At 63.1% G+C, this 24,436-nt stretch carries 20 protein-coding genes; 14 read left to right on the forward strand and 6 right to left on the reverse strand.

Features of this window, described 5'->3' with window-relative positions; genetic code table 11:
• The first annotated feature begins 93 nt into the window (after positions 1-93).
• From NLY42_RS28240 to NLY42_RS28250, 3 genes are all read left to right on the forward strand, one after another.
• The gene (locus NLY42_RS28240) at positions 94-2,241 is read left to right on the forward strand and encodes a S9 family peptidase (protein WP_023754807.1); all 2,148 of its coding nucleotides are present in this window, start codon (positions 94-96) and stop codon (positions 2,239-2,241) included.
• Positions 2,238-2,864 carry a LysE family translocator gene (locus NLY42_RS28245; protein WP_023754808.1) on the forward strand — a complete coding sequence of 209 codons (627 nt, stop codon included), beginning with the start codon at positions 2,238-2,240 and terminating at the stop codon, positions 2,862-2,864. The genes NLY42_RS28240 and NLY42_RS28245 overlap by 4 nt, the downstream gene beginning before the upstream one ends.
• 145 nt (positions 2,865-3,009) lie before the next feature.
• Positions 3,010-3,399 carry an SET domain-containing protein gene (locus NLY42_RS28250; protein WP_023673684.1) on the forward strand — a complete coding sequence of 130 codons (390 nt, stop codon included), beginning with the start codon at positions 3,010-3,012 and terminating at the stop codon, positions 3,397-3,399.
• A 20-nt stretch (positions 3,400-3,419) separates the two neighbouring features.
• Here the strand turns inward: NLY42_RS28250 and NLY42_RS28255 are convergent, their stop codons facing one another.
• The 4 genes from NLY42_RS28255 to NLY42_RS28270 all read right to left on the reverse strand — a co-directional run bounded on the left by NLY42_RS28255 (position 3,420) and on the right by NLY42_RS28270 (position 6,562).
• A complete protein-coding gene (locus tag NLY42_RS28255) occupies positions 3,420-4,370 on the reverse strand; it encodes a cytochrome c (RefSeq protein ID WP_023754809.1) in 951 nt (316 codons plus the stop codon).
• 9 nt (positions 4,371-4,379) lie between these two features.
• On the reverse strand, positions 4,380-4,817 hold the full coding sequence (locus NLY42_RS28260) for a c-type cytochrome (RefSeq protein WP_023684552.1): 438 nt from the start codon (positions 4,815-4,817) through the stop codon (positions 4,380-4,382).
• 158 nt (positions 4,818-4,975) lie between these two features.
• Complete coding sequence (locus tag NLY42_RS28265; protein ID WP_023754810.1) at positions 4,976-5,578, reverse strand: superoxide dismutase; 603 nt, start codon at positions 5,576-5,578, stop codon at positions 4,976-4,978.
• 105 nt (positions 5,579-5,683) lie between these two features.
• Complete coding sequence (locus NLY42_RS28270; protein ID WP_023673688.1) at positions 5,684-6,562, reverse strand: branched-chain amino acid aminotransferase; 879 nt, start codon at positions 6,560-6,562, stop codon at positions 5,684-5,686.
• 168 nt (positions 6,563-6,730) lie between these two features.
• Between NLY42_RS28270 and NLY42_RS28275 the strand changes: the two genes are divergently transcribed.
• The 9 genes from NLY42_RS28275 (at position 6,731) to NLY42_RS28315 (ending at position 17,988) form a co-directional block, all read left to right on the forward strand.
• Positions 6,731-7,393, forward strand: a complete 663-nt coding sequence (locus tag NLY42_RS28275; protein WP_023727656.1) for a haloacid dehalogenase type II — start codon at positions 6,731-6,733, stop codon at positions 7,391-7,393.
• A 175-nt stretch (positions 7,394-7,568) separates the two neighbouring features.
• Positions 7,569-8,378, forward strand: coding sequence for a L,D-transpeptidase (locus tag NLY42_RS28280; protein WP_023692792.1), 810 nt, complete (start codon positions 7,569-7,571; stop codon positions 8,376-8,378).
• 289 nt (positions 8,379-8,667) lie between these two features.
• Positions 8,668-8,868 (forward strand): hypothetical protein, encoded by a 201-nt coding sequence (locus tag NLY42_RS28285; protein WP_023684556.1) that lies wholly within the window; start codon positions 8,668-8,670, stop codon positions 8,866-8,868.
• Positions 8,869-9,681: 813 nt separating this feature from the next.
• The gene (locus NLY42_RS28290) at positions 9,682-10,617 is read left to right on the forward strand and encodes a helix-turn-helix domain-containing protein (RefSeq protein ID WP_023756384.1); all 936 of its coding nucleotides are present in this window, start codon (positions 9,682-9,684) and stop codon (positions 10,615-10,617) included.
• Positions 10,618-10,850: 233 nt separating this feature from the next.
• Positions 10,851-11,270, forward strand: a complete 420-nt coding sequence (locus tag NLY42_RS28295; protein WP_023687221.1) for a hypothetical protein — start codon at positions 10,851-10,853, stop codon at positions 11,268-11,270.
• Position 11,271: 1 nt separating this feature from the next.
• The gene (locus NLY42_RS28300) at positions 11,272-16,221 is read left to right on the forward strand and encodes a YadA-like family protein (RefSeq protein ID WP_023754813.1); all 4,950 of its coding nucleotides are present in this window, start codon (positions 11,272-11,274) and stop codon (positions 16,219-16,221) included.
• A 9-nt stretch (positions 16,222-16,230) separates the two neighbouring features.
• Positions 16,231-16,806: an invasion associated locus B family protein gene (locus NLY42_RS28305; protein ID WP_023670757.1), complete on the forward strand. Its 576-nt coding sequence runs from the start codon at positions 16,231-16,233 to the stop codon at positions 16,804-16,806.
• Between the two features lie 13 nt (positions 16,807-16,819).
• Positions 16,820-17,515, forward strand: coding sequence for a hypothetical protein (locus NLY42_RS28310; RefSeq protein ID WP_023735546.1), 696 nt, complete (start codon positions 16,820-16,822; stop codon positions 17,513-17,515).
• Positions 17,512-17,988, forward strand: coding sequence for a DUF4189 domain-containing protein (locus NLY42_RS28315; protein ID WP_023687219.1), 477 nt, complete (start codon positions 17,512-17,514; stop codon positions 17,986-17,988). Before NLY42_RS28310 ends, NLY42_RS28315 begins: the two co-directional genes overlap by 4 nt.
• A gap of 4 nt (positions 17,989-17,992) precedes the next feature.
• On the opposite strand, the gene NLY42_RS28320 is transcribed toward NLY42_RS28315, so the two are convergent.
• Positions 17,993-18,862: an aldose 1-epimerase gene (locus tag NLY42_RS28320; protein WP_023735547.1), complete on the reverse strand. Its 870-nt coding sequence runs from the start codon at positions 18,860-18,862 to the stop codon at positions 17,993-17,995.
• A 70-nt stretch (positions 18,863-18,932) separates the two neighbouring features.
• Positions 18,933-20,477 (reverse strand): helicase HerA-like C-terminal domain-containing protein, encoded by a 1,545-nt coding sequence (locus NLY42_RS28325; protein WP_023692775.1) that lies wholly within the window; start codon positions 20,475-20,477, stop codon positions 18,933-18,935.
• Between the two features lie 349 nt (positions 20,478-20,826).
• On the opposite strand from NLY42_RS28325, the gene NLY42_RS28330 reads away from it, so the two are divergent.
• Both NLY42_RS28330 and scpA read left to right on the forward strand, forming a co-directional pair.
• Positions 20,827-22,269 carry a methylmalonyl-CoA mutase subunit beta gene (locus tag NLY42_RS28330; protein ID WP_023684564.1) on the forward strand — a complete coding sequence of 481 codons (1,443 nt, stop codon included), beginning with the start codon at positions 20,827-20,829 and terminating at the stop codon, positions 22,267-22,269.
• A complete protein-coding gene (gene scpA, locus NLY42_RS28335) occupies positions 22,266-24,386 on the forward strand; it encodes a methylmalonyl-CoA mutase (RefSeq protein ID WP_023754814.1) in 2,121 nt (706 codons plus the stop codon). Before NLY42_RS28330 ends, scpA begins: the two co-directional genes overlap by 4 nt.
• Positions 24,387-24,436: the final 50 nt, after the last annotated feature.

Consider the following 24,436-nt stretch of genomic DNA (forward strand, 5'->3'; position numbering starts at 1 on the left):
CCGAGCCCGCCGCAACCAATACATCCCGGCCCTTGAACCCGCGCTGATCGGCGTGTTCATTTGCCATTCAAGTAATTTCTTCAGTGAGACGCAATGACCAAGACCTCAGCTTTTCCGTCCGCCAGCCCGCCGATCCCCGAGAAACACCCCGTCTTCGACACGCATCACGGCATTACCCGCACAGATGACTATGCCTGGCTGAGGGCCGAGAACTGGCAGGCGATGTTCAGGGACCCTTCCCTGCTTGAGGGCCGCATCCGCGCCCATCTCGAAGCCGAAAACGCCTATCAAGCAGTGCTTATGGCCGATACGCTAGAGCTTCGGAAGCAGCTGTTCGGCGAGATGAAGGGGCGCATCAAGGAAGATGATTCGACGGTGCCGATGAAGGATGGCCCCTATGCTTACGGCTCATCCTTCAAGCTTGGCGGCGAACAGCCCCGCTATTTCCGCATGCCGCGCGATGGCGGCGATGAGCAGATCCTGCTCGATGGCGACGCGGAAGCCGAGGGCAAGCCCTATTTCCGCCTCGGCGGCGTCGACCATTCGGCCGATCACCGCAAGCTGTTGTGGGCGTTCGACGACAAGGGCTCTGAATTCTTCACACTTCGCGTGCGCGATCTCACCAGCGGCAAGGAACTGAGCGACCAGATCGAGGCCACCAGTGGTGGCGGCGTCTGGAATGCCGCCGATGACGGTTTCTTCTACACAAGGCTCGACGACAATCATCGCCCGTCCAAGGTGCTGTTCCACGCGCTCGGCGGCAGCCCCCTTAATGACCGGCTGATTTATGAGGAAACCGATCCCGGCTTCTTCATGGATGTCGGCGGCACGCGCTCCAACGAATGGATCATGATCGGGATCAACGATCACGAAACCTCGGAATATCACCTGATGCGCGCCGATGAGCCTTTCGCCGAGCCAAAGCTGGTGGCAAAGCGCGAGACTGGCCTGCAATATGATCTGGAAGAAGGCGGCGACATCTTCTTCGTCCTCACCAATGCCGACGGCGCCAAGGACTTCAAGATCATGACGGCGCCGGCTAATGACCCGGTTCGCGCCAATTGGGAAGAGCTGGTGGCGCACGAGCCAGGCCGGCTGATCCTGTCGGTGGTCGGCTTCAGGGATCATATGGTCAGGCTCGAGCGCAAGGAAGGGCTGCCGCGCATCGTCGTTCGCGATCGCCGCAGCGGCGAGGAGCATCTGATCTCGTTCGACGAAGAGGCGTTCTCGCTCGGCCTGTCGGGGTCCTATGAATACGACACCGAGATCATGCGCTTCACCTATTCGTCGATGACGACCCCGGCGCAGGTCTTCGACTACAATATGCGCAGCCGCGAGCGTGTGCTGCTGAAGACCCAGGAAGTGCCGTCCGGTCACAATCCGGATCATTATGTCACGCGCCGGCTGATGGCGCCGGCCGCCGATGGCGAACTGGTGCCGGTCTCGCTGCTGCACCACCGCGACACGCCGCTCGATGGCTCCGCACCGTGCCTGCTTTACGGCTACGGCTCTTACGGCATTGCCATTCCGGCGGCGTTCAACACCAACTGGTTCTCGCTGGTCGACCGTGGCTTTGTCTTTGCCATCGCCCATGTCCGCGGCGGCAAGGACAAGGGCTATGGCTGGTATGACGACGGCAAGCGGGCGCACAAGATGAACACGTTCACCGATTTCATCGCCGTCGCGCAGCATCTCGTCGCCGAGCGTTACACCCAACACGACCGCATCGTCGCGCAAGGCGGCTCGGCCGGCGGCATGCTGATGGGTGCGATCGCCAACATGGCGCCGCAAAATTTCGGCGCCATCGTTGCCGAGGTCCCCTTTGTCGACGTGCTGACCACGATGCTCGACGCAAGCTTGCCGCTGACGCCGCCGGAGTGGCCGGAATGGGGCAACCCGATCGCGTCGGCGGAAGATTACCAAACGATCGCCGCCTACTCACCCTATGACAATGTCGCCGATCACGACTACCCGCCGATCCTGGCGCTGGCCGGCCTCACCGATCCGCGCGTCACCTATTGGGAGCCGGCCAAATGGGTGGCGCGGCTGCGCGAGCGCAAGAGCGGCGACAATCCGGTGCTGTTCAAGATCAACATGGATTCCGGCCATGCCGGCGCCTCCGGCCGCTTTTCAAGGCTGGAGGAGATCGCCTATACCTACTCCTTCGCGCTCAAGGTTACGGCCAAGCCCGAACCCGAGGTTACGGGCAAGGCTGAGAATGCAACGGAGGCGTCGCAATGATCGATCTATCCACCTTGACGGCTTACATAGCGGTTGTGCTTGGCTTTGTGTTTATTCCAGGCCCAGCCACGCTTTTGACGGTCGCGCGAGCGACGAGTTCCGGAACCAGGGTTGGCGTCGCGACGGGCGCGGGCGTCGCGGCTGGCGATGTGTTCCATACCATCATGGCGATGGTCGGCATTTCGGCGATCATCGCCACTTCGGCAACGCTGTTCAGCGTCGTAAAATACATCGGCGCGGCGTATCTCGTTTACCTCGGCCTTCGCGCAATCATCGAGAGAATACCGGCCGATCCTACTGCCGGTGCACTCGCGATCTCCGCCAGCAAGGCGTTTCGTCAAGCTGTCCTGACCGAAGTGCTTAATCCAAAGACGGCGCTTTTCTTCCTTGCCTTCCTGCCCCAGTTCGTGCGGCCTGAAAACGGATCGGTGATGCTCCAGCTGATGACGCTGGGCATAATCTTTGTTCTGCTCGGCCTTTTCAGCACAGTCGTCTTTGCCGTGAGTGCGGGCCGGCTCGGCACGTTCCTGCGCCGCAATCCGTCGGTGGTGAAATGGCAAGGCAAGGTGGTTGGCGGCATCTACTGCGCGTTAGGCGTTCGTCTGGCCTTGCAGCAGCGCTGATGTCGAAGCGAAAAGCGCGCCCGTCGAGGCGCGCCGGTCGTCACTTTTTGAATTCCGGGCTGCTCATTTTCACTCGCATTTGCAATGGCTGCGCGCTACCCATGCGCGCCACGTTCCAGACCATGACATACGCAAAGGGGCCACTATGTTGCTCGTCGACACCTATCTCGAGAAATCACCGATCCAGGGCATCGGGGTTTTCGCCAGGAACCACATTGCCAAGGGCACGCTGGTCTGGAAGCTCGACCCCAGATTCGACCGGATCATCGACGTCGAGACCTATGAAGGCGAGAGCGGCCCGGTGAAGAACTATCTCGACCGTTATTCCTATCCAGACCGCCGGGATCCGAACTACATCGTCTTCGAAGCCGACGACGCCCGCTACATGAACCATGACGACGAACCGAATTGCGATGTCTCCTCGCCCGAGGAAACCTATGCCTTGCGCGACATCGCACCCGGCGAGGAACTGACCTGCAATTACAGCCATTTCTTCGAGACGGGCTTCGACTTCCTCGGCGATCGCCACCTGTAGATCGCCACCTGTAGCCGGGATCACTTGGCCGGCTTGCTGCGCACCGGGTAGCCGTTGGGATGCGGCGGCACCGCCTTGAGATAGGCGGCTATTGCCGCGCGATCTCCCGGCGGCAGTTCGGCCATGTTGCGCTGCACGTCGACCATGGCGCCGCCTACCGAGTCGAAATCGGGGGTAAAACCGGTTTCGAGATAGTTGGCGATGTCGGCTTCCGACCAGTCACCGAGCCCGCCCTCGCCCGATGTGATGTTCGGCACGACGCCGCTGCCTTCGGCTGCCGACGCGCCAGCCAGCCACTGGCTCTTCCTAGTGGCGCCGGTGAAGTCGCGCGGCGTGTGGCATTCGCCGCAATGGCCAGGCCCCTCGACCAGATAGCGGCCGGCGAGTACCGGATCAGGCGTGCCATCGGCAAAGGCAATCACCGGCTCCTTGCTGAGATAGAGCCGCTTCCACAGGCCGAGGCCGCGGCGGATGTTGAAGGGGAAACTCAGGGAATTGTCCGGCGCCTTGCCGGCGACCGCCGGCAGCGTCTTCAGGAACGCATAGAGATCGGCAATATCAGCCGGCTTCATGCGGGCGTAGGATGCGTAGGGGAAGGCCGGATAGAAATGCTCGCCCGACGGCGACACGCCCTTCAGCATGGCGTTGGCAAGGTCCTCGACCGTCCAGGCGCCGATGCCGTCCTTGGGATCCTGCGAGATGTTGGGCGGCACGAAGGTGCCGAACGGCGTCTTGAGCTCGAGGCCGCCGACCAGTTGCAAACGGGCGTCACCCTGCGAGCCTGGCTTGGCGTGACAGGAGGTGCAGCCGCCGGCATTGAAAATGCGCTTGCCCCTGGCGGCGTCGCCGGGGCCGAGCTGCGCCAGGGTGTCAGTGTCGAGCTTGACCGGCGCCGACAACAGCCAGCCGGCGCCGGCACCGACGACACCCAGGACAAGGGCGGCGCCGACAAATTTTTTCCACAAGGGCATTGACCGGGATCAGCTCTTCTTCACCCGATAGGTCTTGTGGCAGGTGCCGCAATCACTGCCGAGCGTATCGATCTGCGCCTTCAGCGCATCGACATCGGCGGGTGCGGCGGCGACTGCGGCCTTGACGTCGGCGAGGTACTTGTCTTCGGTCGATTTGAAGCCCGCCATGTCTTTCCAGATTTTGGGCGAGGCGGTGGTATCACCGCTGTCGCTGCCGGCCGGGAACAGCGTGTCGACATCGAACTTTTCCGCGTTGACCTGCAGCGCCTGCAGCGCCGTCAGCACGGCGGCGGCATCGAAGTCCGCTTCGCCCTTGGCGATCTTCGACAGGCCGCCGACAATCTTGCCGCGTTCCTTCATCAGTCCCTGTCGGTCGAGGATCGGGTCGGCAAAAGCCGCCGAGGCGGCGAGGCTGAGCATAGAGATGGCGATAACAAGCTTTCTCATTCAATTGGCTCCAGGATGATGAGGGGTCGCGACCTAACGTTAACGGAGGGCGGGCCGGGATTATTCCCTGTCCGCCGGCCGGATTCTGCCGAATTTCCGTGTACCTCCTGTTTCAGCAAAAAAAGAAAAGCCCCGATGCCGGGGCTTCTCTGGGTCGATCAGGCTTTCGCCTCTTCGTACATTTCAAGGACATGGTCCCAGTTGATGAGGCTGTCGACGAAGGCCTCGAGATATTTCGGCCGCGCGTTGCGGTAGTCGATGTAATAGGAATGTTCCCAGACATCGACGCCGAGGATCGGCGATGCGCCATGGACGAGCGGGTTCTCGCCGTTCGGCGTCTTGGATATCGCCAGCTTGCCGTCCTTGACCGAGACCCAGGCCCAGCCCGAACCGAACTGCGTGGTGCCGGCGGCGATGAAGTCGGCCTTGAACTTGTCGTAGCCGCCGAGGTCGGCGTCGAAAGCCTTCTGCAGGGGGCCCGGAAGCTTGTTGCCGCCGCCGCCCTTCTTCATCCACTTCCAGAAATGGATGTGGTTGTAGTGCTGGGCTGCGTTGTTGAAGAGGCCGGCATTCTTGCCGAACGACTGCTTGACCACCTCTTCGACCGACAGATCGCCAAGGCCCGCTTCGGCGGCCAGCTTGTTGCCGTTGTCGACATAGGCCTTGTGGTGCTTGTCGTGGTGATACTCCAGCGTCTCCTTCGACATGTAAGGCTGCAAGGCCTCGTAGTCGTAGGGCAAGGCGGGCAATTCAAAAGCCATCGGTCATACTCCTCATGGAAAAATCCGGTGCGGATACCGGATTAAGATAGGGCTGCATTGATCTGGAACAACTCCGGAATGAAGCGCCAATTGCCTTTTAGCGGCTCAACCGGCGGAAGTCGAATGCGCCCATTCCCAATAAAGGTCGCGCGCTTTCTTGGCCACCGGCCCGGGCTGCAGATCGCGGTCCTCGATGCGGGTGATCGGCACGACCTTGGAATGATTTCCGGTCGAAAAGATCTCATCGGCTTCAAGAAAGTCGCGCACCGACAGCATCTTCTCCGTGGTCTTGAAGCCGTAATCGCCAAGCAGCGTCATGGTGCGCGAGCGGGTGATGCCGGACAGGAAGGTGCCGTTGGGCGCCGGCGTCAACACGTGGCTGTCCTTGACCAGGAAGATGTTCGAGGTTCCGGTCTCGGCGACATTGCCCAGCATGTCCAGCACCAGCGCATTGTCGAAGCCGCGTCCCTTCGCTTCGAGGATGGCGCGGCCATTGTTGGGATAGAGGCAGCCGGCCTTGGCATTGGTCGGCATGGTCTCGATGGTCGGCCGCCGGAACGGCGACACGGTGATCGAAAAGCCGGTCGGCGAGATCATCGGCGATTCGTAGAGGCAGAGGCAGAAACGGGTCGAGGCCGGATCGGCCGGCACGCCCATATAGCCGCCATGCTCGGCCCAGTACATCGGCCTGATGTAGACCGCTGTCTTGCCGTCGAACTTCTTCAGCCCGTCCCAGGTCAGTCCAACAATCTCATCGGCGCTCATCGACGGCGCGAGGCCGAGCGCGGTCGCCGATGCGTTCACCCTAGCGGCATGCAGCTCGAGATCGGGGGCGACGCCTTCGAACCAGCGGGCGCCGTCGAAGACGCTGGTGCCGAGCCACATGGCGTGGCTGCGCGGCCCAAGGATGGCGACGTTGCCTTCGTACCAGTCGCCGTCGACGAAGGTCCATGTCGCCGATAGCGCCGCAGTCGCCAGTGTCATTGTTCGGTTCCGCTTCAAAGCTGTTTGTTGCCAGGCATTGGAAGATGCTTTGACCGGCGCCGTCAACCGGCATGGAGCGGATTTGTTGAGGCCAGAGCGCCCCAAGAAAGCGATCAAGACTGTAATCGATGCTTGCACCTTGCGCCGCCTGCCCTCAAAACTGTCGCCATGCATTACGCGGCTTACGTTTTCGACGCCTATGGCACGTTGTTCGACGTGCACGCGGCCGTGCGCCGTCATGACGGCGAGATCGGCCCCGACGGCCCGCTGCTTTCGGAAATCTGGCGCGCCAAGCAGCTGGAATATTCCTGGGTGCGCACGCTGATGGGCGGCTATGCCGATTTCTGGCAGCTCACCGAACAGGCGCTCGATTTCGCCCTGCTCAAGGTTCCCTCCGCCGACATGGGACTGAAGGCCAAGCTGCTCGAAGCCTATTGGCGGCTCGACTGCTATCCGGAAGTGCCGGCCGTGCTCAAGGCGCTGAAAGCATCCGGCGCCAAGCTCGCAATCCTGTCCAACGGCTCGCCCGAGATGCTGGAAGCGGCGGTCAAGTCGGCCGCCCTCGACCAGGTGCTGGACGATATCTTTTCGGTCGACGCCGTCAGGCGCTTCAAGACCGACCCGTCGACCTACGACATGGTGGCGACGGGCTGGCGACTCTATCCGGGCGCCGTCTCATTCCAGTCGTCCAACCGCTGGGACGTCGCCGGCGCCACGAAATTCGGCTTTCGCACCGTATGGATCAACCGCGCCAACCAGCCCGAGGAATACCGGGATTTCCCGCCGGCGCTGATCCTGCCGTCGCTTGAAGGCCTGCTGACCGGCGGCTGATCACTCTGTTGCCTTCGAGCAACAGTGGCAGGGCGGTCACAGCTTCGCCTTTGTTTGTCCACCCTCAGGCCAGAATCGGAACCGCCTATCGCGTCAGGCATTGGGGGAGGCCGACCACTGCGCCGCTTGAAGGCATTCACGCTTTCTTGCGATTCGAGACTTAAAAAAGGCAACCATGTTGAAGACCGAAATCGACCCCTATCGCCTGAGCCGTCGCGGCTTTCTGAATGCTGCAGCCCTTGGCGCCGCTTCGATTGCGGTCTCCGCCTGCACCACCACCGGACCGGCGCCGGCGCCGGTCGAACCGCCACCGCCGACCTATGACGAGCCGCCGCTCGGCGACTATGCGACGATGTACGGCCCGATTTCCGACAGCGGGTTCGAGCTCCCGGCCATCCCGATCAAGAAGATGGACCCGCAGTTCCTGCGCCAGATCGTTCCCGATCCGACCGGCCAGCGGCCAGGCACCATCATCGTCGATACGACCAACCATTTCCTGTATCTGGTGCGCGAAGGCGGCCAGGCGATCCGTTACGGCGTCGGCCTCGGCCGCGCCGGCTTCGAATGGTCGGGAGACGCCGTCGTCCAGTGGAAGCAGAAATGGCCGAAATGGACGCCGCCCGATGAGATGGTTGCCCGCCAGCCTGAACTGGAAGAATACAGCGCCAAGAACGGCGGCATGCCCGGCGGCCTCAAGAACCCGCTCGGCGCCCGCGCGCTCTACCTGTTCCACGACAACGTCGACACGCTCTACCGCCTGCATGGCTCGCCGGAATGGAACTCGATCGGCAAATCCGTCTCGTCAGGCTGCGTGCGCCTGATAAATCAGGACATCATCGACCTCTACGACCGCGTGCCGTCGAAGAGCCCGGTCATCGTGACGTCCGACATCGGCCAGCCGATGGCGGCGAGCGCAAACCGCAGAGCCATCCCGATCGATGGCGGGGTGCCGGATGGCTCGGTCCTGCTCGGCCCGGTGACCTGATCGACTTCATCGATGCCATGAAGCGGCAGGTTCCGCTCCATGCGGCAAAGCTCGCCAGGATCCCGATAGCTTTACGCGAATGCCTGGGGTTCGCATCCAAGATATGCAATGCCGGCAACAGGAGGCCAAAAAAGACATCCAGACGAACCATGGAGCCGCTGCAATCGGGGCGGCCATGCCCTGTCAATCTCGACGCTGCTGTGTTTCGTTACCGATTGATGTATATTAGACGGGAGTATGATTGCAGAGACATACATTTCATTAGATCATTGATGGCGGGGGAACGCCGATGGTGGGATTTGATTTCGATAGTCCGCCTGCCGACGGCGCCGAGGCCAACCTGTCGGCCGAATGCGAGCGCCAATTGCTGCCGCTCGTCCGCGGAATTGTCGAGGCGGCGGTTGCCGCCGGGTGGAGCCAGGAAGACGTTCTTCTGGCCATGGTCGAGCTGTCCTGGGATCTGTACGAGAAACGCCGAGGCGATCTTTAGCAGGCCTGCATGAGCCGAATAATTCCGTAGCGCCGGCCAAGCCAGGCCATGTTTTTCTCGCGCGAACTTTTTTCTTCACTTACAATGTTTTTTCTATCCGCGGGATGCGCTAGGCTGCCTTTGGGCAGGACTATGGGGGATACAAATTACCGTCCGGATTTCCGGGTTGGCTGTTTGCACGGCACGGAATTTCGATGGGCTGGCAAAGCGGCTGAGGCAAGGCTGAATGAAAAATGCGGGCGAGGTTCAGGAACGCAGCGCAGGCGCTGATCGGGTCGATCGGCACGCCCTCGACATAATCCCCGAAAATGCCGATCCCGGAAGAGCAACCATGCGGGGAGCGGGATACGCTCTCTCCGCAGCCCTGGATCCCAGACGTTCCTGGAGGGTCGCCATCGCCGAAGTCGCTTACCTCGCAGGATTTTCGGATCAAGGCCATTTGGCCACCGCCATGAAGAAGCACAAGGGAAAGAAGCCATGGCTCGGGCGATAACTGCTGCTGGATCGTCCGTGGCAATGACAGATAGTCGCCAGATCTGTCAATGGCCGCGCGACCTATATTCAGAATACAACGCTGGATTGTGATGGCACACGATGCACAATAACTAGGCACAAATGGTAAGATAAGATCGGAAAATGGTCAGGTAGCCTTGGCTAAAAATTCAACCCTGTAAATTTATAGTCAAAATCCTGGTAAAATTTTCATTTGAGCTCAAATTCTTCTTTCAATATAAAGCAGCATCTGTAGGATTCGAAGGAAACGCCCAGGAGCAAACGTGAATTCTGGGCGCCTCGATACAGCACAGGATTGGATTGATCGGCGCAGCAGTGGCAGAGACGAAGATGCAACATAGAGGCAACGTCCAGGAAAGCGCCGGGACAGAGCGGCGGCGCGCGGATCGTCGCATCTTCGACGGAATTCCGGAAAGCGCGGGGCGCTACCTGGTCACGTTTCGAGGCGGCGCGGCTCATGTCGTTCATGGGCCGGGATCACACACATTCAAAGCGGCGGAACATTTCGCTTCTGTTCTGCTTGCACCCTCACCAGGGATAGCGGCATCGCTGGGCAGCGACAAAGTCCACGAATACGACGGCGACGTCGGTATGATCATGATCGTCCCAGCCGACCTCGGCGGCAAGGTGACCCGGTCATCCACCACGGAAAGCGTAATCGTGGCGCTCACCCCCGAGAGTCTCTTCGAGCTGGCAACGCGTGAATTCGACACCGGCCATGCCGAGCTTCAGCCGCCGCCGTTCGGGACCGTCGACTTCCAGGCGCTGCAACTCGCGCAGTTGCTGAAGGCGGAACTGACGGATCGGGAAACTCCAAACGAGTTCTATGTCGATTCGTTGGTCACCATGTTCGGCGTCCATTTGCTTCGGAACTACGCAGGAGCGCGAAAGTTGCCACAAGCCCCAAAGGGCGGTCTGTCGAACCGCAGCGCCCGGCGGGTGCGGGAATTCCTGGAGGTAAATTTTTCCAGCAAGATCGCGGTGGCCGAGCTGGCCGCACTCTGTGGCCTTTCGCCGAGCCATTTCATCCTGGCATTCACCAAGACTTTTGGCGAGCCGCCGCACAAATATCTGCTGCGGCTGCGTCTCGATTTCGCCGAAAAACTTCTCATCGAGAGCGACCTGTCGATTGCGGAAGTCGCTCATCTCAGTGGATTCTCGGACCAGAGCCACTTGACGGTCACCATGTCCAGATACCGGAACAGAACCCCCAGGCAGGTGAAGCTGCAACGTTAACGACTGTTGCGGCGCGCATGATTGTCCGCGGCGATACCTCGATTGATCTTCAGTATAGTCGAAGGTTGTGTGGCAGAGCAGTCACAGTTGTCGCGCAGGGACCAAATACCGGATTTTCCTACAAAGATTCCGGATTATTCCAAAATACCTGCACCGCGAATGTGCTCATGGTCGCGATGGAAGTCATTTGGGGCGGGGGAGCAACCAGATGATACAGCATGTCGGATTGTCCCATGGACATTCAATTCGCGGAAATCGAGGTCTTCGCGCCTAAGGCCGAAGCGGCCTGGGCAGCACTGCAACGCCAATACGCCAGCCGGATCAGCGCTGCGGAACTCGACCATCTCCTGGCCTGTTTCGTGCTTGGACTGACCTCTCCGGCTTGTGGTGAAGGCGATCCGGGATTTCATTTCGATCTCTGCCGCGCGCTGGTGGCGGTAAGCCTGCCGCCGGAACGGACGGAGGCTGCACTGCATACGGTTCCAGAGCCGACGCAGCCATGGGTCGCGAGCGCCTATCAGCTGATTGAAAAACAAGGCGCGAAGGTCGGTCTCTCGTTGCGGGAGAAGACGCGCAATTTCGAAGATTTTTTGGCCACCGAGGCGAATGGTGCGGCACATCAGAGCGCCTCGGCAATTGCGAGGAAAAACTAGCATGACCAAACGCGTCGAGGGGCGGAGAAGGATCGAACTTTCTTCAAGCTTTGTCGGAAACTGGATCGCGGGCGCGGCCGACAGCCGCTCGGTGCGGCGCCGCCTGATGGCGGTGCTGCGCATGGCTCACCGGGTTCTTGGATTCGGTCGCAAGAATATGGGTCTGGGAACATTGAGAAGCGGCACCAGCGTGCGTTCGGCTCTGGCCTGTGGCGTGAGCCCGGCCAGCGTGCTCGGCGGCCTGGCCGCAATCGCCGCGCTCGGCCTCGCCACACCGGCCCAGGCACAATATCAGGCTGGCGGCGGTTCGGCGACCGGCGGCAACGCCGTCGCCATCGGTAACGGCGCCGCGACGAATGGCAATAACAGCGTGGCGTTGGGCAGTTCCAACAGTGCAACGGGCGACGGCACGATCGCCATCGGCTATGCGATGGGTGTCAATGGCCTCAATTCCATAGGCATAGGTGTCTTCGCAGGCGCAACCGGCGTCAATGCCCTCGCCGTGGGCGGGAACGCCAAGGCCAACGGGGACGCAGCAAGCGCTATTGGCGTCAATTCGGTTGCAACCACAAGCGCGGCCGCTTTTGGCAATAATGCGCGTGCCGACGGAGTCAACTCGACCGCGATCGGCCCTGTTACCCGGGCGACCGGATTGCGCGCCACCGCGCTCGGGTTCGGGGCAACGGCATCCGGCGTGGATTCGATTGCCCAAGGTAACAGCGCTGTCGCAAGCAACCAGAATGCCGTCGCCATTGGATTCCAGGCGACCGCGACCAGCATCAACTCCATCAACATTGGCGGGCGCACCCTCGCGGGATCAGGCGCGCTCTCGCAGGGCGCCATCGCCCTTGGTACGGATGTCACGGCAAATCAGCAAAACACCGTTGCCATAGGCGTCCTGACCAAAGCGACCGGAACGAGCGCAACGGCGATGGGCAACACCGCCAGTGCCTGGGGCAACCAGTCCATCGCATTCGGCGTCGGCGCACTGGCGGGTGTTCAGGCCAACACCGCACTGCCCAACAGCATCGCGATCGGCACGAATTCGGTCTCTTCCGGCGCTTCTGCCGTCGCGCTCGGCACCGCCGCGAAAGCATCTTCCGCCGATGCCGTTGCGATGGGAAGCAACGCCAGTGCGTCGACCCAATACGGCGTCGCAATCGGCCTGAATGCGGCAGCCTCCGGTACAGGCGGAGCGATGGCACTTGGCCAAGGTACGATCTCGAGCGGTGTCAATTCCGTTGCCCTCGGCGTCCAGGCCAGTGCCACCGGGGCAGGCGCCAATGCCTTGGGCACCTTGTCCGTTGCTTCGGGAGGCAATTCCACAGCCCTCGGCACCAGTTCCACGGCCAGCAACAACTATGCGACAGCCGCAGGCTGGGGATCTGTCGCCAGCGGCGCCGATTCCGCTGCCGTAGGACGTGAGGCCGTCGCGTCGGCGCTTGACGCAACGGCGATGGGGTACATATCCAAGGCCTCGGGCCAATACAGCACCGCCGTCGGCGCCAACGCAAACGCCACCGCCACGTCCAGCACGGCGATCGGCCAGAACGCGTTTGCAACCGGCGTTCAAGCATCCGCTTTCGGCGTAGGAGCGAATGCCGGCGCCCAGAATGCGGTTGCGCTGGGCGCCCTCTCCACCGCCAGCGCCACGAGCGCCATCGCCGTGGGCAACAACGCCAAGGCGGATTCGGCCGAAGCGGTCGCCATGGGCACCAATGCGGTGGCAACCGGCGGCAAGGCCGTCTCCATCGGTTCGGGCAACACGGCTTACGGCAACGGCGCGGTCTCCATCGGCGATCCGAGCTATGCCAGCGGCACCGGCGCCTTCACCGGCGGCGCCAACAACATCGCCAACAGCGACGGCACGGCAACCGCCACAGCCGCAAACCAGGCCGCAGGCGCGGTTGCCATCGGCAACAACAACAAGGCCGTCGGGCAAGGCTCCGTGGCGCTGGGCAATGGCTCGACGGCGGGTGCAGCCGGCCTTGCCGGCAATGTCGCGCTGGGCAACGGCGCGACGGCGACGGCAAGCTCCGGCGACGTAGCGCTCGGTTCGGGCTCGGTGACCGCGACGGCGGTCGGCACCAGCGGCGCGACGATCGGCGGCACGGCCTACAACTTCGCCGGCACGACGCCGACGAGCACCGTCAGCGTCGGCGCGCTCGGCGCGGAGCGGACAATCACCAATGTCGCGGCGGGCCGGCTCAGCAATTCGTCGACCGACGCCATCAATGGCTCGCAGCTCTTCGCCACCAACCAGCAGGTGACGCAGAACACGACGGCCATCGCCGCCAACACCGCCGACATCACCAATCTCGGCAACACGATCAACAGCATCAGCACCGGTGGCGGCATCAAGTATTTCCACGCCAATTCGACGGCGGCGGACTCGTCCGCAACGGGCACGGACTCCGTTGCTATCGGACCAGTCGCGACCGCGACGGGGACAAACGCCATCGCGGCCGGCACCAATTCGAGCGCCTCCGACGCCAACGCCTCGGCCTTCGGCAGCGGCGCCGTCGCATCGGCGCTTGACGCAACGGCGATGGGATACATCTCCAAGGCCTCGGGCCAATACAGCACCGCCGTCGGTGCCAACGCCAATGCCACAGCCACGTCCAGCACCGCGATCGGCCAGAACGCGTTTGCAACCGCCTTTCAAGCGACCGCTCTCGGCGTAGGAGCGAATGCCGGCGCCCAGAATGCAATCGCGCTGGGCGCCCTCGCGAACGCCAGCAACGCCGGCGACGTGGCGCTCGGCTCGGGCTCGGTAACCGCCGCGGCGGTCGGCACCGCCGGCACGACGATCGGCGGCGTCGCCTACAACTTCGCCGGCACGACGCCGGCAAGCACCGTCAGCGTCGGCGCGGTCGGCGCGGAACGCACCATCACCAATGTCGCGGCGGGCCGGCTCAGCAATTCGTCGACCGACGCGATCAACGGCTCGCAGCTCTTCGCCACCAACCAGCAGGTGACGCAGAATACGACCGACATCGCCGCCAACACCGCCGACATCACCAATCTCGGCAACACGATCAACAGCATCAGCACGGGCGGCGGCATCAAGTATTTCCACGCCAATTCGACGCTGGCGGATTCGCAGGCGCTGGGGACGGATTCCGTTGCCATCGGCCCGAATGCTGTGGCCAACAATGCCGGCGACGTGGCGATCGGCGCGAATGCGGTGTCGACCGCGACCACGGCGGTCGGCGGCACCACGATCGGCGGCGTTGCCTACACCTTCGCCGGCGCGACGCCCGCGGGTGCATTCTCGGTCGGCTCGGTGGGCGCCGAACGCCAGATCCAGAACGTCGCGGCCGGGCAGTTGAGCAACTCCTCGACCGATGCGGTCAACGGCTCGCAGCTGTTTGCGACCAACCAGCAGGTGACGCAGAACACCACCGATATCGCTGCCAATACTGCTGACATCACCAATCTCGGCAATTCGATCAGCAATATTACCGGCGACACCTCGCTGGCCTACACCGACGCCAATGGCGACGGCATCCGCTATGTGCGCACCAACGACAGGACGCTTGCCGTCGCGGACTCCTTCGCGCAAGGGATCGGCTCTTCCGCCCTGGGCTACCAGGCGACCGCGAGCGCCGACAATGCGCTGGCGCTCGGCCGCGACACCCAGGCCAGCGTCATCGGCGGCGTGGCGCTCGGCGCCGGCTCGGTTTCGGATCGGGCGGTCGCACCCGTATCGGGATCGATCCTCTCGGGCACCGGCCTCATTCCCTACAACACCGCGGACATGAGCCTGCTCGGCGCCGTCTCGGTCGGCACCTCCACCTCCTATCGCCAGATCATCAACGTGGCCGACGGCACGCAGGACCAGGACGCGGTCACGCTTCGCCAGTTGAAGGGCGCGCTGAGCTCGTTCGCGGTGACGGGGAGCCTGTACTTCCACGCCAATTCGACGGCCGCGGATTCGCTTGCGGTCGGCGTCGATTCGGTTGCGGTCGGTCCGCGCACCACCGTCAATGGCGACAATGGCATCGGCATCGGCAATGGCGCCATCGTGCAGCAGACGGCGCCGGGAGGCATTGCGATCGGCCAGAACTCGACCGTCAACCAGGCCGACAGTATCGCCCTCGGCACCAACGCGACCACCAACGGAGCGCAGGCGGTGGCGCTCGGCGCCGGCGCAAAGGCCAACGAGCCGGGCAGCGTCGCGCTCGGCGCGGGCTCGACGACGGCGGCGGCGGTCGCCACCACCGGCACCACGATCAACGGCGTTGCCTATACTTTCGCCGGAGCAGCTCCGACGAGCACGGTCAGCGTCGGCACCGTCGGCAACGAGCGCACCGTCACCAATGTCGCGGCGGGCCGGATCAGCGGCACCTCCACCGACGCCATCAACGGCAGCCAGCTCTTCGCCACCAACCAGGCGGTCGAAGCCATGCAGGGTAGCGTCGGCGACCTCAACCAGTTCGCCGTCCAGTACGACAAGGACGGGAACGGCAACAAGTCCAACTCGATTACCCTTGCCGGCGGCGACCCGAACACGCCGGTCGTCATCCACAATGTCGGGGCGGGCGTTGCAAACACCGATGCCGTCAATGTTCAGCAGTTCAACAGCGGGTTAGCACTCAACCTGGACAATTCGAAGAACTACACCAACCAGGTGGCGGCCACCACGCTGCAGCAAGCCAATGCGTATGCGGACTCCAAACTCAGCCAGCTCAACATGGACATGGGAGAGGTCAGGGGCGAGGCGCGCCAGGCTGCGGCAATCGGCTTGGCGGCCGGCTCGCTGCGCTACGACGATCGTCCCGGCAAGCTGAGCGTGGCCGCCGGCGGAGGCTATTGGCGCGGTGAAGGCGCCCTGGCCTTCGGCGCCGGCTACACCAGCGAGGAAGGACGTGTTCGAGCGAACCTGTCCGGTACGACGGCAGGCGGACACTGGGGTGTCGGCGCGGGCGTCAGTCTTACGCTGAACTAGAGCCCGGCCATGATCAGGCAGGCAGTCCTTGCTGTCGCGATATCCATGACGTCAATGCTCCTGTCCGGCCCGTTAGCGGCCGGGCAGGAAGCGATCCCTTCCGGCTACAGGGTAAAACCTTCCGACGTAGCGATCCCTGCGGATGCGAAGCTTGGCGAGTATCAACGGACCACCCGTCCGTTCGAGAACTGGACGCTGATCTGCGACGAGAACCTGAAGGCGCGCCAAAAGGTCTGCAATGTCACCCAGATCATCGAGGACCAGGCAGGACAGGTTGCGTTCAGCTGGTCGCTTGCCGCCACCAAGGAAGGCAACCCCTACATGATCTTGCGCGCCCCGCCGATCGCCAAGAGCGACGCTCCTGTCTCGCTGACGTTCGAGGGGCGCAAGGAGCCGATAAAAATTCAACTCGACGGATGCAATCAGGCCGTCTGCGTCGGCATGCTGCCGGTTGGTCCGATCATGCGCGAACAGATTTCGAAGGCCGCGGCATCCGTCATCTCCTTTCCGACCACGGATGGCAGAACGATCAACGTAACCGCGACCCTCAAGGGCTTGGCCGCGGCCGTTGCGGCGATCAATTGACGAGGCAATCGCGATGAACCAGCAATCGATCCATGACCGGATAATGGCCCGCAACCAGGGAAAGGATGCTGTCCGGGTCGGCATCGAAGACCGGAGCAGACCGCAACGAAACCGCGCGAGGACCGCTGTCTTCTCGTTGCTCGCCATTGCCGTCGTCGCCACGGCCGGCTTCGCGGCCATGCGCTACGACCTGCTCCACAATTTATTGCCGCAGCCGGCGGTCGCGGAGACCAACCAGCCCAATCCGGCCCTGGCCGAGACGCCATTTCTGCAACACGCCAAAGAGGCAGGCTTGCAGTCTTGTTCCAACATTTTCCCAGCCCTTGGGCAGATGCTGACAACCGGCACGACGTACAGCGTCCAGTCGATCTGGAACAACGAGGCCCCCGACAAACACCTCGTGGAAGCCCTGGTCGGCATGAACTACGCCACACAGGGCTACAGCGGCCCGGCGGCAGGTCTGGTGTTCGCGGCACCCACCGCATCCGTTTGCGAAGGTACGATGGTCAGGGTGGCGCCATTCGCGGCCAATTGCGCCGATGTTCCGGCCCTGCTTCCGAAAGACAGCAAGCTCGCCAACAATCTTGGACAAATCAGCGTCTATGAACTGGCCAATGGAGGGGGCAACGCGATGCTGCTGCCAACCGGCAACAGCTGCGTCGTCATTTCCGTGGCCTCGGCAGCAGGTAAACAAGGAGGCGTACAATGAGGGTGAATTCCGCCATTGCGGCGATCGGCATGCTGTTGCTTTGCGCCGGACGGCTGGGCGCGGCGGACCTCGCCCCGGCGGCGGACGTGCCCGAGCCGCCGGCCCAGGAGGAGAGAGGCATCTGGGCGGCGATCGCCTATTCGAGCCCCGACGAGAAGCACGGCTTCTTTTGGGGCGCCGACAAGCGGCAGGAGGCGATGGACATCGCGCTGAAGCATTGCCAGAACGCCGGCGGCGGCAGCTGCGCCGTGGTCAGCGTATTCCGCAATCATCGCCATTGGGACGATGACGACAATACCGGCTTTCCCTACAAGCATTGCGGCGCCCTCGCCGTAGGCGAGAAGCCGGAAGGGCGGCTGACCAGTTGGGGCGCCGAGACGGCGCAAACACGCCGGGATGCCGAAGACCTGACACTGCAGGCGTGCGAGCGGAACGGACAAAAATGCAAGATCCGCGAGTGGGTGTGCACATGACGCATCAGAGCGAAGCAGCGGAACGCCAATCGAGGCGCATGTTTGCACTCAGCGTAGCGCCGTGCTCAAGCGGGGTCAGCCCTTTGCCGTGATGCGCATCGACGGTATGCGACACCGGCTCGAAGCAGAAGAAATCGGCATCCTGCGACGGCGAATAGAGGATGAAGACGTCGAGCAATGGCGAGGCGGTGAGCGAGATGGCGATCCTGTCCTCGGGCCGGGTGATCCTGGCGCGGCGGTCCCAGCCGTCGAAGGCGTTGTTGACCCAGCTCCGCGGCAACAGGGAGGCGTTCGAGAAATTCCACGCGGGGTAATCGGCCACCGGCGCCACGCCGACCGGCAGATGATGCTTGTCCTCCAGCCAGACCCGCGCCGCCTTCGCCTCGAGCGTCGTTCCGGCGCTGCGCGGGAACCACGGATGAAAGCCGAGCCCGTAAGGCAGGCGAATGCCGGTGCGATTCTCCACCGTGAGCGTGGCATCCAAGGCTCCGTCATGCAGCGCATAGGCGACCCGCGCCGTATATCGGTAGGGGCCGATTTCACCGGCGTCGAGGACCAGTTCCGCCTCGGTGGCGCTGTGGCTGGCAATCCGCCACTCCCTCTGGAAGCCGTCGCCATGGATTGGAAAGGCCTCCCCCGGCACGTTCGGCCCGATCGCATGGAAGCGGCCGTCGAAGGCGAAACCGCCGCCTGAGATGCGGTTCGACCAGGGAACCAGAAGCTGGCAGCCGGAGGCGCCGGTGCCATCGTCGGGGCGGAGCAGCGGCACCGTTGCGCCGCAGACCAGTGCGTCGAAGCGGGCGATCGCCGCGCCCTTTTGCGGCGCCAGGACCAGACGGGCGCGGTCGTCGCGCAGTTCCAGGAGGCCGGCCATCCCTTACCAACCGCCGTCGATGGCGATGTTCTGGCCGCTGATCATGTCCGAGGTGGGCTGGCCGACACTTTTACCGCCCCCTGGACAGGCTGCCCAGAATCCCGCGCACGATCGCGCGGCCGACCGACGAGCCGACCGAGCGCACCACCGCTTTGATCGCGGCTTCGGCCACCGTCTGGCGGTTGGACGGCCGTGGTGCAGGGGCCCGACGATCGCCTGATTGCTGCGGCGGCGGATCGTCATTGCCGAAGCCCGGAATGGTCCAGCGCGAGCGCCCGCTGTCGGTCTGCTGCGCCTGCTCGTCCTGCGCATCCTTGGCTTTCTTCTGCAGCATCTCGAAGGCCGATTCGCGGTCGATGGTCTGGTCGTACTGGCCGGCGACCGGGCTCTGGTCGATCAGCTTGCGGCGCTCGTCCGCCGTGATCGGGCCAAGCCTGGACGACGGCGGCCGGATCAATGTCCGCTGCACCATGGACGGCACGCCCTTGACCTCCAGCGTCGAGACCAGCGCCTCGCCGGTGCCGAGCTGGGTGATGGCGGTGGCGCAGTCGAAATCGGGATTGGGCCGGAAGGTGTCGGCGGCGGTCTTGACCGCCTGCTGCTCACGCGGCGTATAGGCGCGCAGCGCGTGCTGCACACGGTTGCCGAGCTGGGCGAGAACCTTTTCAGGGATGTCCAAAGGGTTCTGCGTGACGAAATAGACGCCGACGCCTTTCGAACGGATCAAGCGAACCACCTGCTCGACGCGGTCGATCAGCACCTTCGGCGCCTCGTCGAAAAGCAGATGCGCCTCGTCGAAGAAGAACACCAGCTTCGGCTTTTCGGGATCGCCGACCTCGGGCAATTGCTCGAACAGTTCCGACATCAGCCAGAGCAGGAAGGTGGCGTAGAGCCTGGGGTTCATCATCAGCCTGTCGGCAGCGAGCACGCTGATGGCGCCGCGGCCGTCGCGGGTGGTGCGCATGATGTCGGCGATGCGCAAAGCCGGTTCGCCGAAGAAATGCGCCGCGCCCTGCTGTTCCAGCACCAGAAGCGTGCGCTGGATTGCGCCGACCGACGGCTTGGTGACATTGCCGTAGCGCGAGCTGATCTCTTCGGCGCGCGCTGCGATGTTGGCCAGCAGCGCTTGCAGATCCTTCATGTCGAGCAGCAGCAGGCCATCCTCATCGGCGATGCGGAAGGCGATGTTCATGATGCCTTCCTGCGCTTCGGAGAGGTTCATCAGCCGCGACAGAAGCAGCGGCCCCATTTCCGAGACGGTGGCGCGGATCGGATGGCCCTGCTCGCCGAACAGGTCCCAGAAGATGACCGGGAATTCCTGGAAGTCGTAAGGGTCGAGCTTGACCTGCTCGGCCCGCTTGACCAGGAAATCCTGCGCCTTGCCCATCATGGCAATGCCGGACAGGTCGCCCTTGATATCGGCGCAGAACACAGGCACGCCGGCATTGGAAAACCCCTCGGCCAGGATCTGCAGGCTGACTGTCTTGCCGGTGCCGGTGGCGCCGGTGATCAGGCCATGGCGGTTGCCATATTGCAGCAAGAGCTGTTCGGCGCGCTGATAGCTGTCGTCGGGCTTGCGGCTGGCGCCGAGGAAAATGCTGGTGTCGTCAGCCATATGACCATGTCTCCGCAAACTGATGTGTTAAAAGCCTGTGGCCGTGCCGCAGGGTATAGTCAGGCCATTGCGCAGCGACAATGCTATTCTCCAATTGGGCTATCCATCCAGTTGGCTATTCATCCAGATTGGGCCAATCGTCTAAATTGAACCAATCCTCCAAATCGGTTTTTGGAACTTGCGGATTTTGCCGCTGATTGGCAATCGTTCCATGGTTCGTCCACGCAGGCTGCCCTATGTCAGGGAAGCGAATCCCAACCGCGCAAGCGCATTGCATTGCGATATCTGGCAGGGAACCGTAGACTGGACGGCTGACGCTGGTGCGGCCGCATAAAAACGAGGAACATGGATGGGCGCCGGAGCCTTGACCAGGAGCATCGAACCCGCTGACGTCGAGCGCCAGCGTTGGCTGGCCTTGGCCGAAAAGGCGCTCGCCGGCGCCTCCTTCGAGGAAAAACTGGTCTCGCATACCGACGATCAGATTCGCATCGAACCGCTCTACGATCGCGCCGCCGGCGCCGAGCCGCTTGTGCGCGCCAACCCCAAATTGCCCTGGATCGTCAGCCAGCGCATTGACGATCCCGATATCGGCCGCGCCAAGGCGCAGGCCCTGGACGATGTGGCACAAGGCGCGACGGGATTGTCGCTTGTCTTCGAGGGTGCTCCGAATGCGTTCGGCTATGGCCTGCCAAGGACGGCGCAGGCGCTGGAAACGGTGCTGGATGGCGTACCGCTCAACCGCACGCAGATCCGCATCGACGCCCATCCCTGGAGCCGTGCCGTCGCCGACTGGCTGGTGGCGTTCCTGAGCAAGCGCCGCTCCGACCCGGCAAAGCTGAACCTCTCCTTCGGCATCGACCCGGCGGCAATCTTTGCCGGAACCGGCCGGCTGCGCATGTCGATCGAGGCGTTGCAGGCATCGATGCCGCAATCGCTGGCGCATTTCTTCTCGCTGGGCGTGCCGGGTGTGCTGCTGGAGGCCGACGGGCGGGTGTTCCACAATGCCGGCGCCACGGAAGCGCAGGAACTCGGCACCATGCTCGCTTCCGCCGTGTCATACCTCAGGATGTTCGAGGATGCGCGCCAGCCGCTTGTCTATGCCGCTCCCCATATCGGCTTTGCGCTGAGCGTCGACCAGGACCAGTTCCTGTCGATGGCCAAGGTCCGGGCCTTGCGCAGGCTGTGGGCGCGCATCCAGGAAACCTGTTCCATCCCGGCATCGACAGCCAACATCCATGCCGAGACGTCGTTCCGCATGATGACGGCGGCGGATCCCGAAACCAACATCCTGCGCACCACCATCGCTAGCTTTGCAGCGGCAGCAGGCGGCGCGGACTCGATCTCCATCCTGCCACACACCATCGCCCTCGGGCTGCCGGCCGGCTTTGCCCGCCGCATCGCCCGCAATGCGCAGTTGATCATGGCCAATGAAAGCCATATCGACCATGTCGCCGACCCAGCATTTGGGTCGGGCGCAGTCGAGGCGCTGACCCTGGGCCTGTGCGAAGCGGCGTGGGAAGAGTTCCAGCGGATCGAAGCGGAAGGCGGCGTTCTGGCAAGCCTGCAGCAAGGGCATATCCAGAAGCGCGTCAAGGCAGCATCCGAGCGCCGCGCCGAGGCCTACCGGTCGGGTGAACGGGCAATCATCGGCACCACGCTTTACCCGCTGAAAAACGATGCCCCGGTCGAGACGCTGGCGGCTGAGCGGCGGCCGCCTTTCACAGAGGGCGTGGCGGTGTGCGAGGCGCTGTTTCCGGTCCGCATCGACCAGGCAATCGGAGCCGCACAGTGATCCCGGATTTCAGCCACATTGGCTGGTCGGCGCCACGGCGCGCGCCGGTCGAGGTCAAGGGCCAGCGGCTGACGCCGGAAGGTATTGCCGTCAAGCATCTCTACAGCCAGGGCGATCTCAAGGGGCTGCCGCATCTCGACACCTATCCGGGAATGCCGCCCTTCGTGCGCGGTCCCTACCCGACCATGTATGTCCAGCAGCCGTGGACGATCCGGCAATATGCCGGCTTCTCGACGGCCGAGGAATCCAACGCCTTCTACCGGCGCAATCTCGCCGCCGGCCAAAAGGGCCTTTCGGTCGCTTTCGATCTGCCCACACATCGCGGCTATGACAGCGACCATCCGCGTGTATCAGGCGATGTCGGCATGGCGGGCGTGGCCATCGATTCCATCCTCGACATGCGGCAATTGTTCGACGGCATTCCGCTGGGCGAGATGACGGTGTCGATGACCATGAACGGCGCGGTGCTGCCGATCATGGCGCTCTATATCGTCGCGGCCGAAGAACAGGGCGTTGCTCAGAAGGATCTCGCCGGCACCATTCAGAACGACATTCTGAAGGAGTTCATGGTCCGCAACACCTACATCTATCCGCCGAAGCCCTCGATGCGGATCGTGTCTGACATCTTCTCCTATACCTCCCAGCACATGCCGAAGTTCAATTCGATCTCGATCTCCGGCTATCACATGCAGGAGGCCGGCGCGACCGCGGACCTGGAGCTCGCCTACACCATCGCCGACGGCATCGAATATGCCCGCGCCGGCGTCGCCGCCGGGCTCGATATCGACCGTTTCGCCCCGCGGCTTTCCTTCTTCTGGGCGGTCGGCATGAACTTCTTCATGGAGATCGCCAAGCTCCGCGCGGCGCGCCTGTTGTGGGCGACCCTGATGCAGAAGAATTTTGCACCGAAGGATGAACGCTCGCTGTCGCTGCGCACCCATTGCCAGACCTCCGGCTGGTCGCTGACGGCGCAGGACCCCTACAACAACATCACCCGCACCATGATCGAGGCGATGGCGGCGACGCAGGGACATACCCAGTCGCTGCACACCAACTCGTTCGACGAGGCGATGGCGCTGCCGACCGACCACTCCGCGCGCATCGCCCGCAACACGCAGCTGATCCTGCAGAAGGAATCCGGCACCACCCGCATCATCGATCCGTGGGGCGGCTCGGCCTATATTGAACGGCTGACGCATGATCTGGCGGCGCGTGCGCTCGCCCATATCGAAGAGGTCGAGGCGCTTGGCGGCATGGCGGCGGCAACCGAACAGGGCATTCCAAAACTGCGCATCGAGGAAGCGGCGGCGCGCACGCAGGCGCGTATCGATTCCGGCGAGCAGATACTGGTTGGCGTAAACGCGCATCGCCCCGAGAACGACATCGACGTCGACGTGCTGAAGATCGACAATGCCGAGGTCAAGGCCCGGCAATTGTCGAAGCTGCAGAACCTGAAAGGCACGCGCAATGTCGGCGCGGTCGAGAGCGCGCTCGATGCGCTGACCCGCGCTGCGCAGGGTAACGAAAACCTGCTGGAATTTGCCATCCGCGCCGCGCGCGCCAATGCCACGGTCGGCGAGATCTCGCTGGCGCTCGAAAAGGTCTTTGGCCGTCACGTCGCCTCGGTGCAAACGATCTCCGGCGTTTATCGCAATGCGCTTGGCGACAATCTGACGGTCGACCGATTGCTGGAGAAGCTCGAAGCTTTCGAGAAGAAGTCCGGCGGCAAGCCGCGCATCCTGGTCGCAAAGATGGGACAGGACGGCCACGACCGTGGCCAGAAGGTGATCGCCACGGCCTTCGCCGATCTCGGCTTCGACGTCACGGTCGGCGCGATGTTCCAGACACCCGACGAGATCGCCAGGCTGGCGGTGGCGCAGGACGTCCATGTCATCGGCGCCTCATCGCTGGCGGCGGGGCACCTGACGCTGATCCCCGAACTACGCGACGCGCTGAAGAAGCTCGGCCGCAGCGACATGCTGATCGTCGCCGGCGGCGTCATCCCGCCGCAGGATTACGGCGCAATGCTGGAAGCGGGTGCCGCGGAAATCTTCCCGCCAGGGACGGTTATCCCGGAGGCTGCGGATCGGTTGCTGGACCGGCTGCTGGCGGGCTGATTGAAACAGTTGCACTGCTTATCAAAGTTGCGTTACAATATCGGGCGCAA

This window comes from Mesorhizobium sp. C372A, assembly GCF_030323245.1.
In the GTDB taxonomy this organism is placed as follows: Bacteria; Pseudomonadota; Alphaproteobacteria; order Rhizobiales; family Rhizobiaceae; genus Mesorhizobium.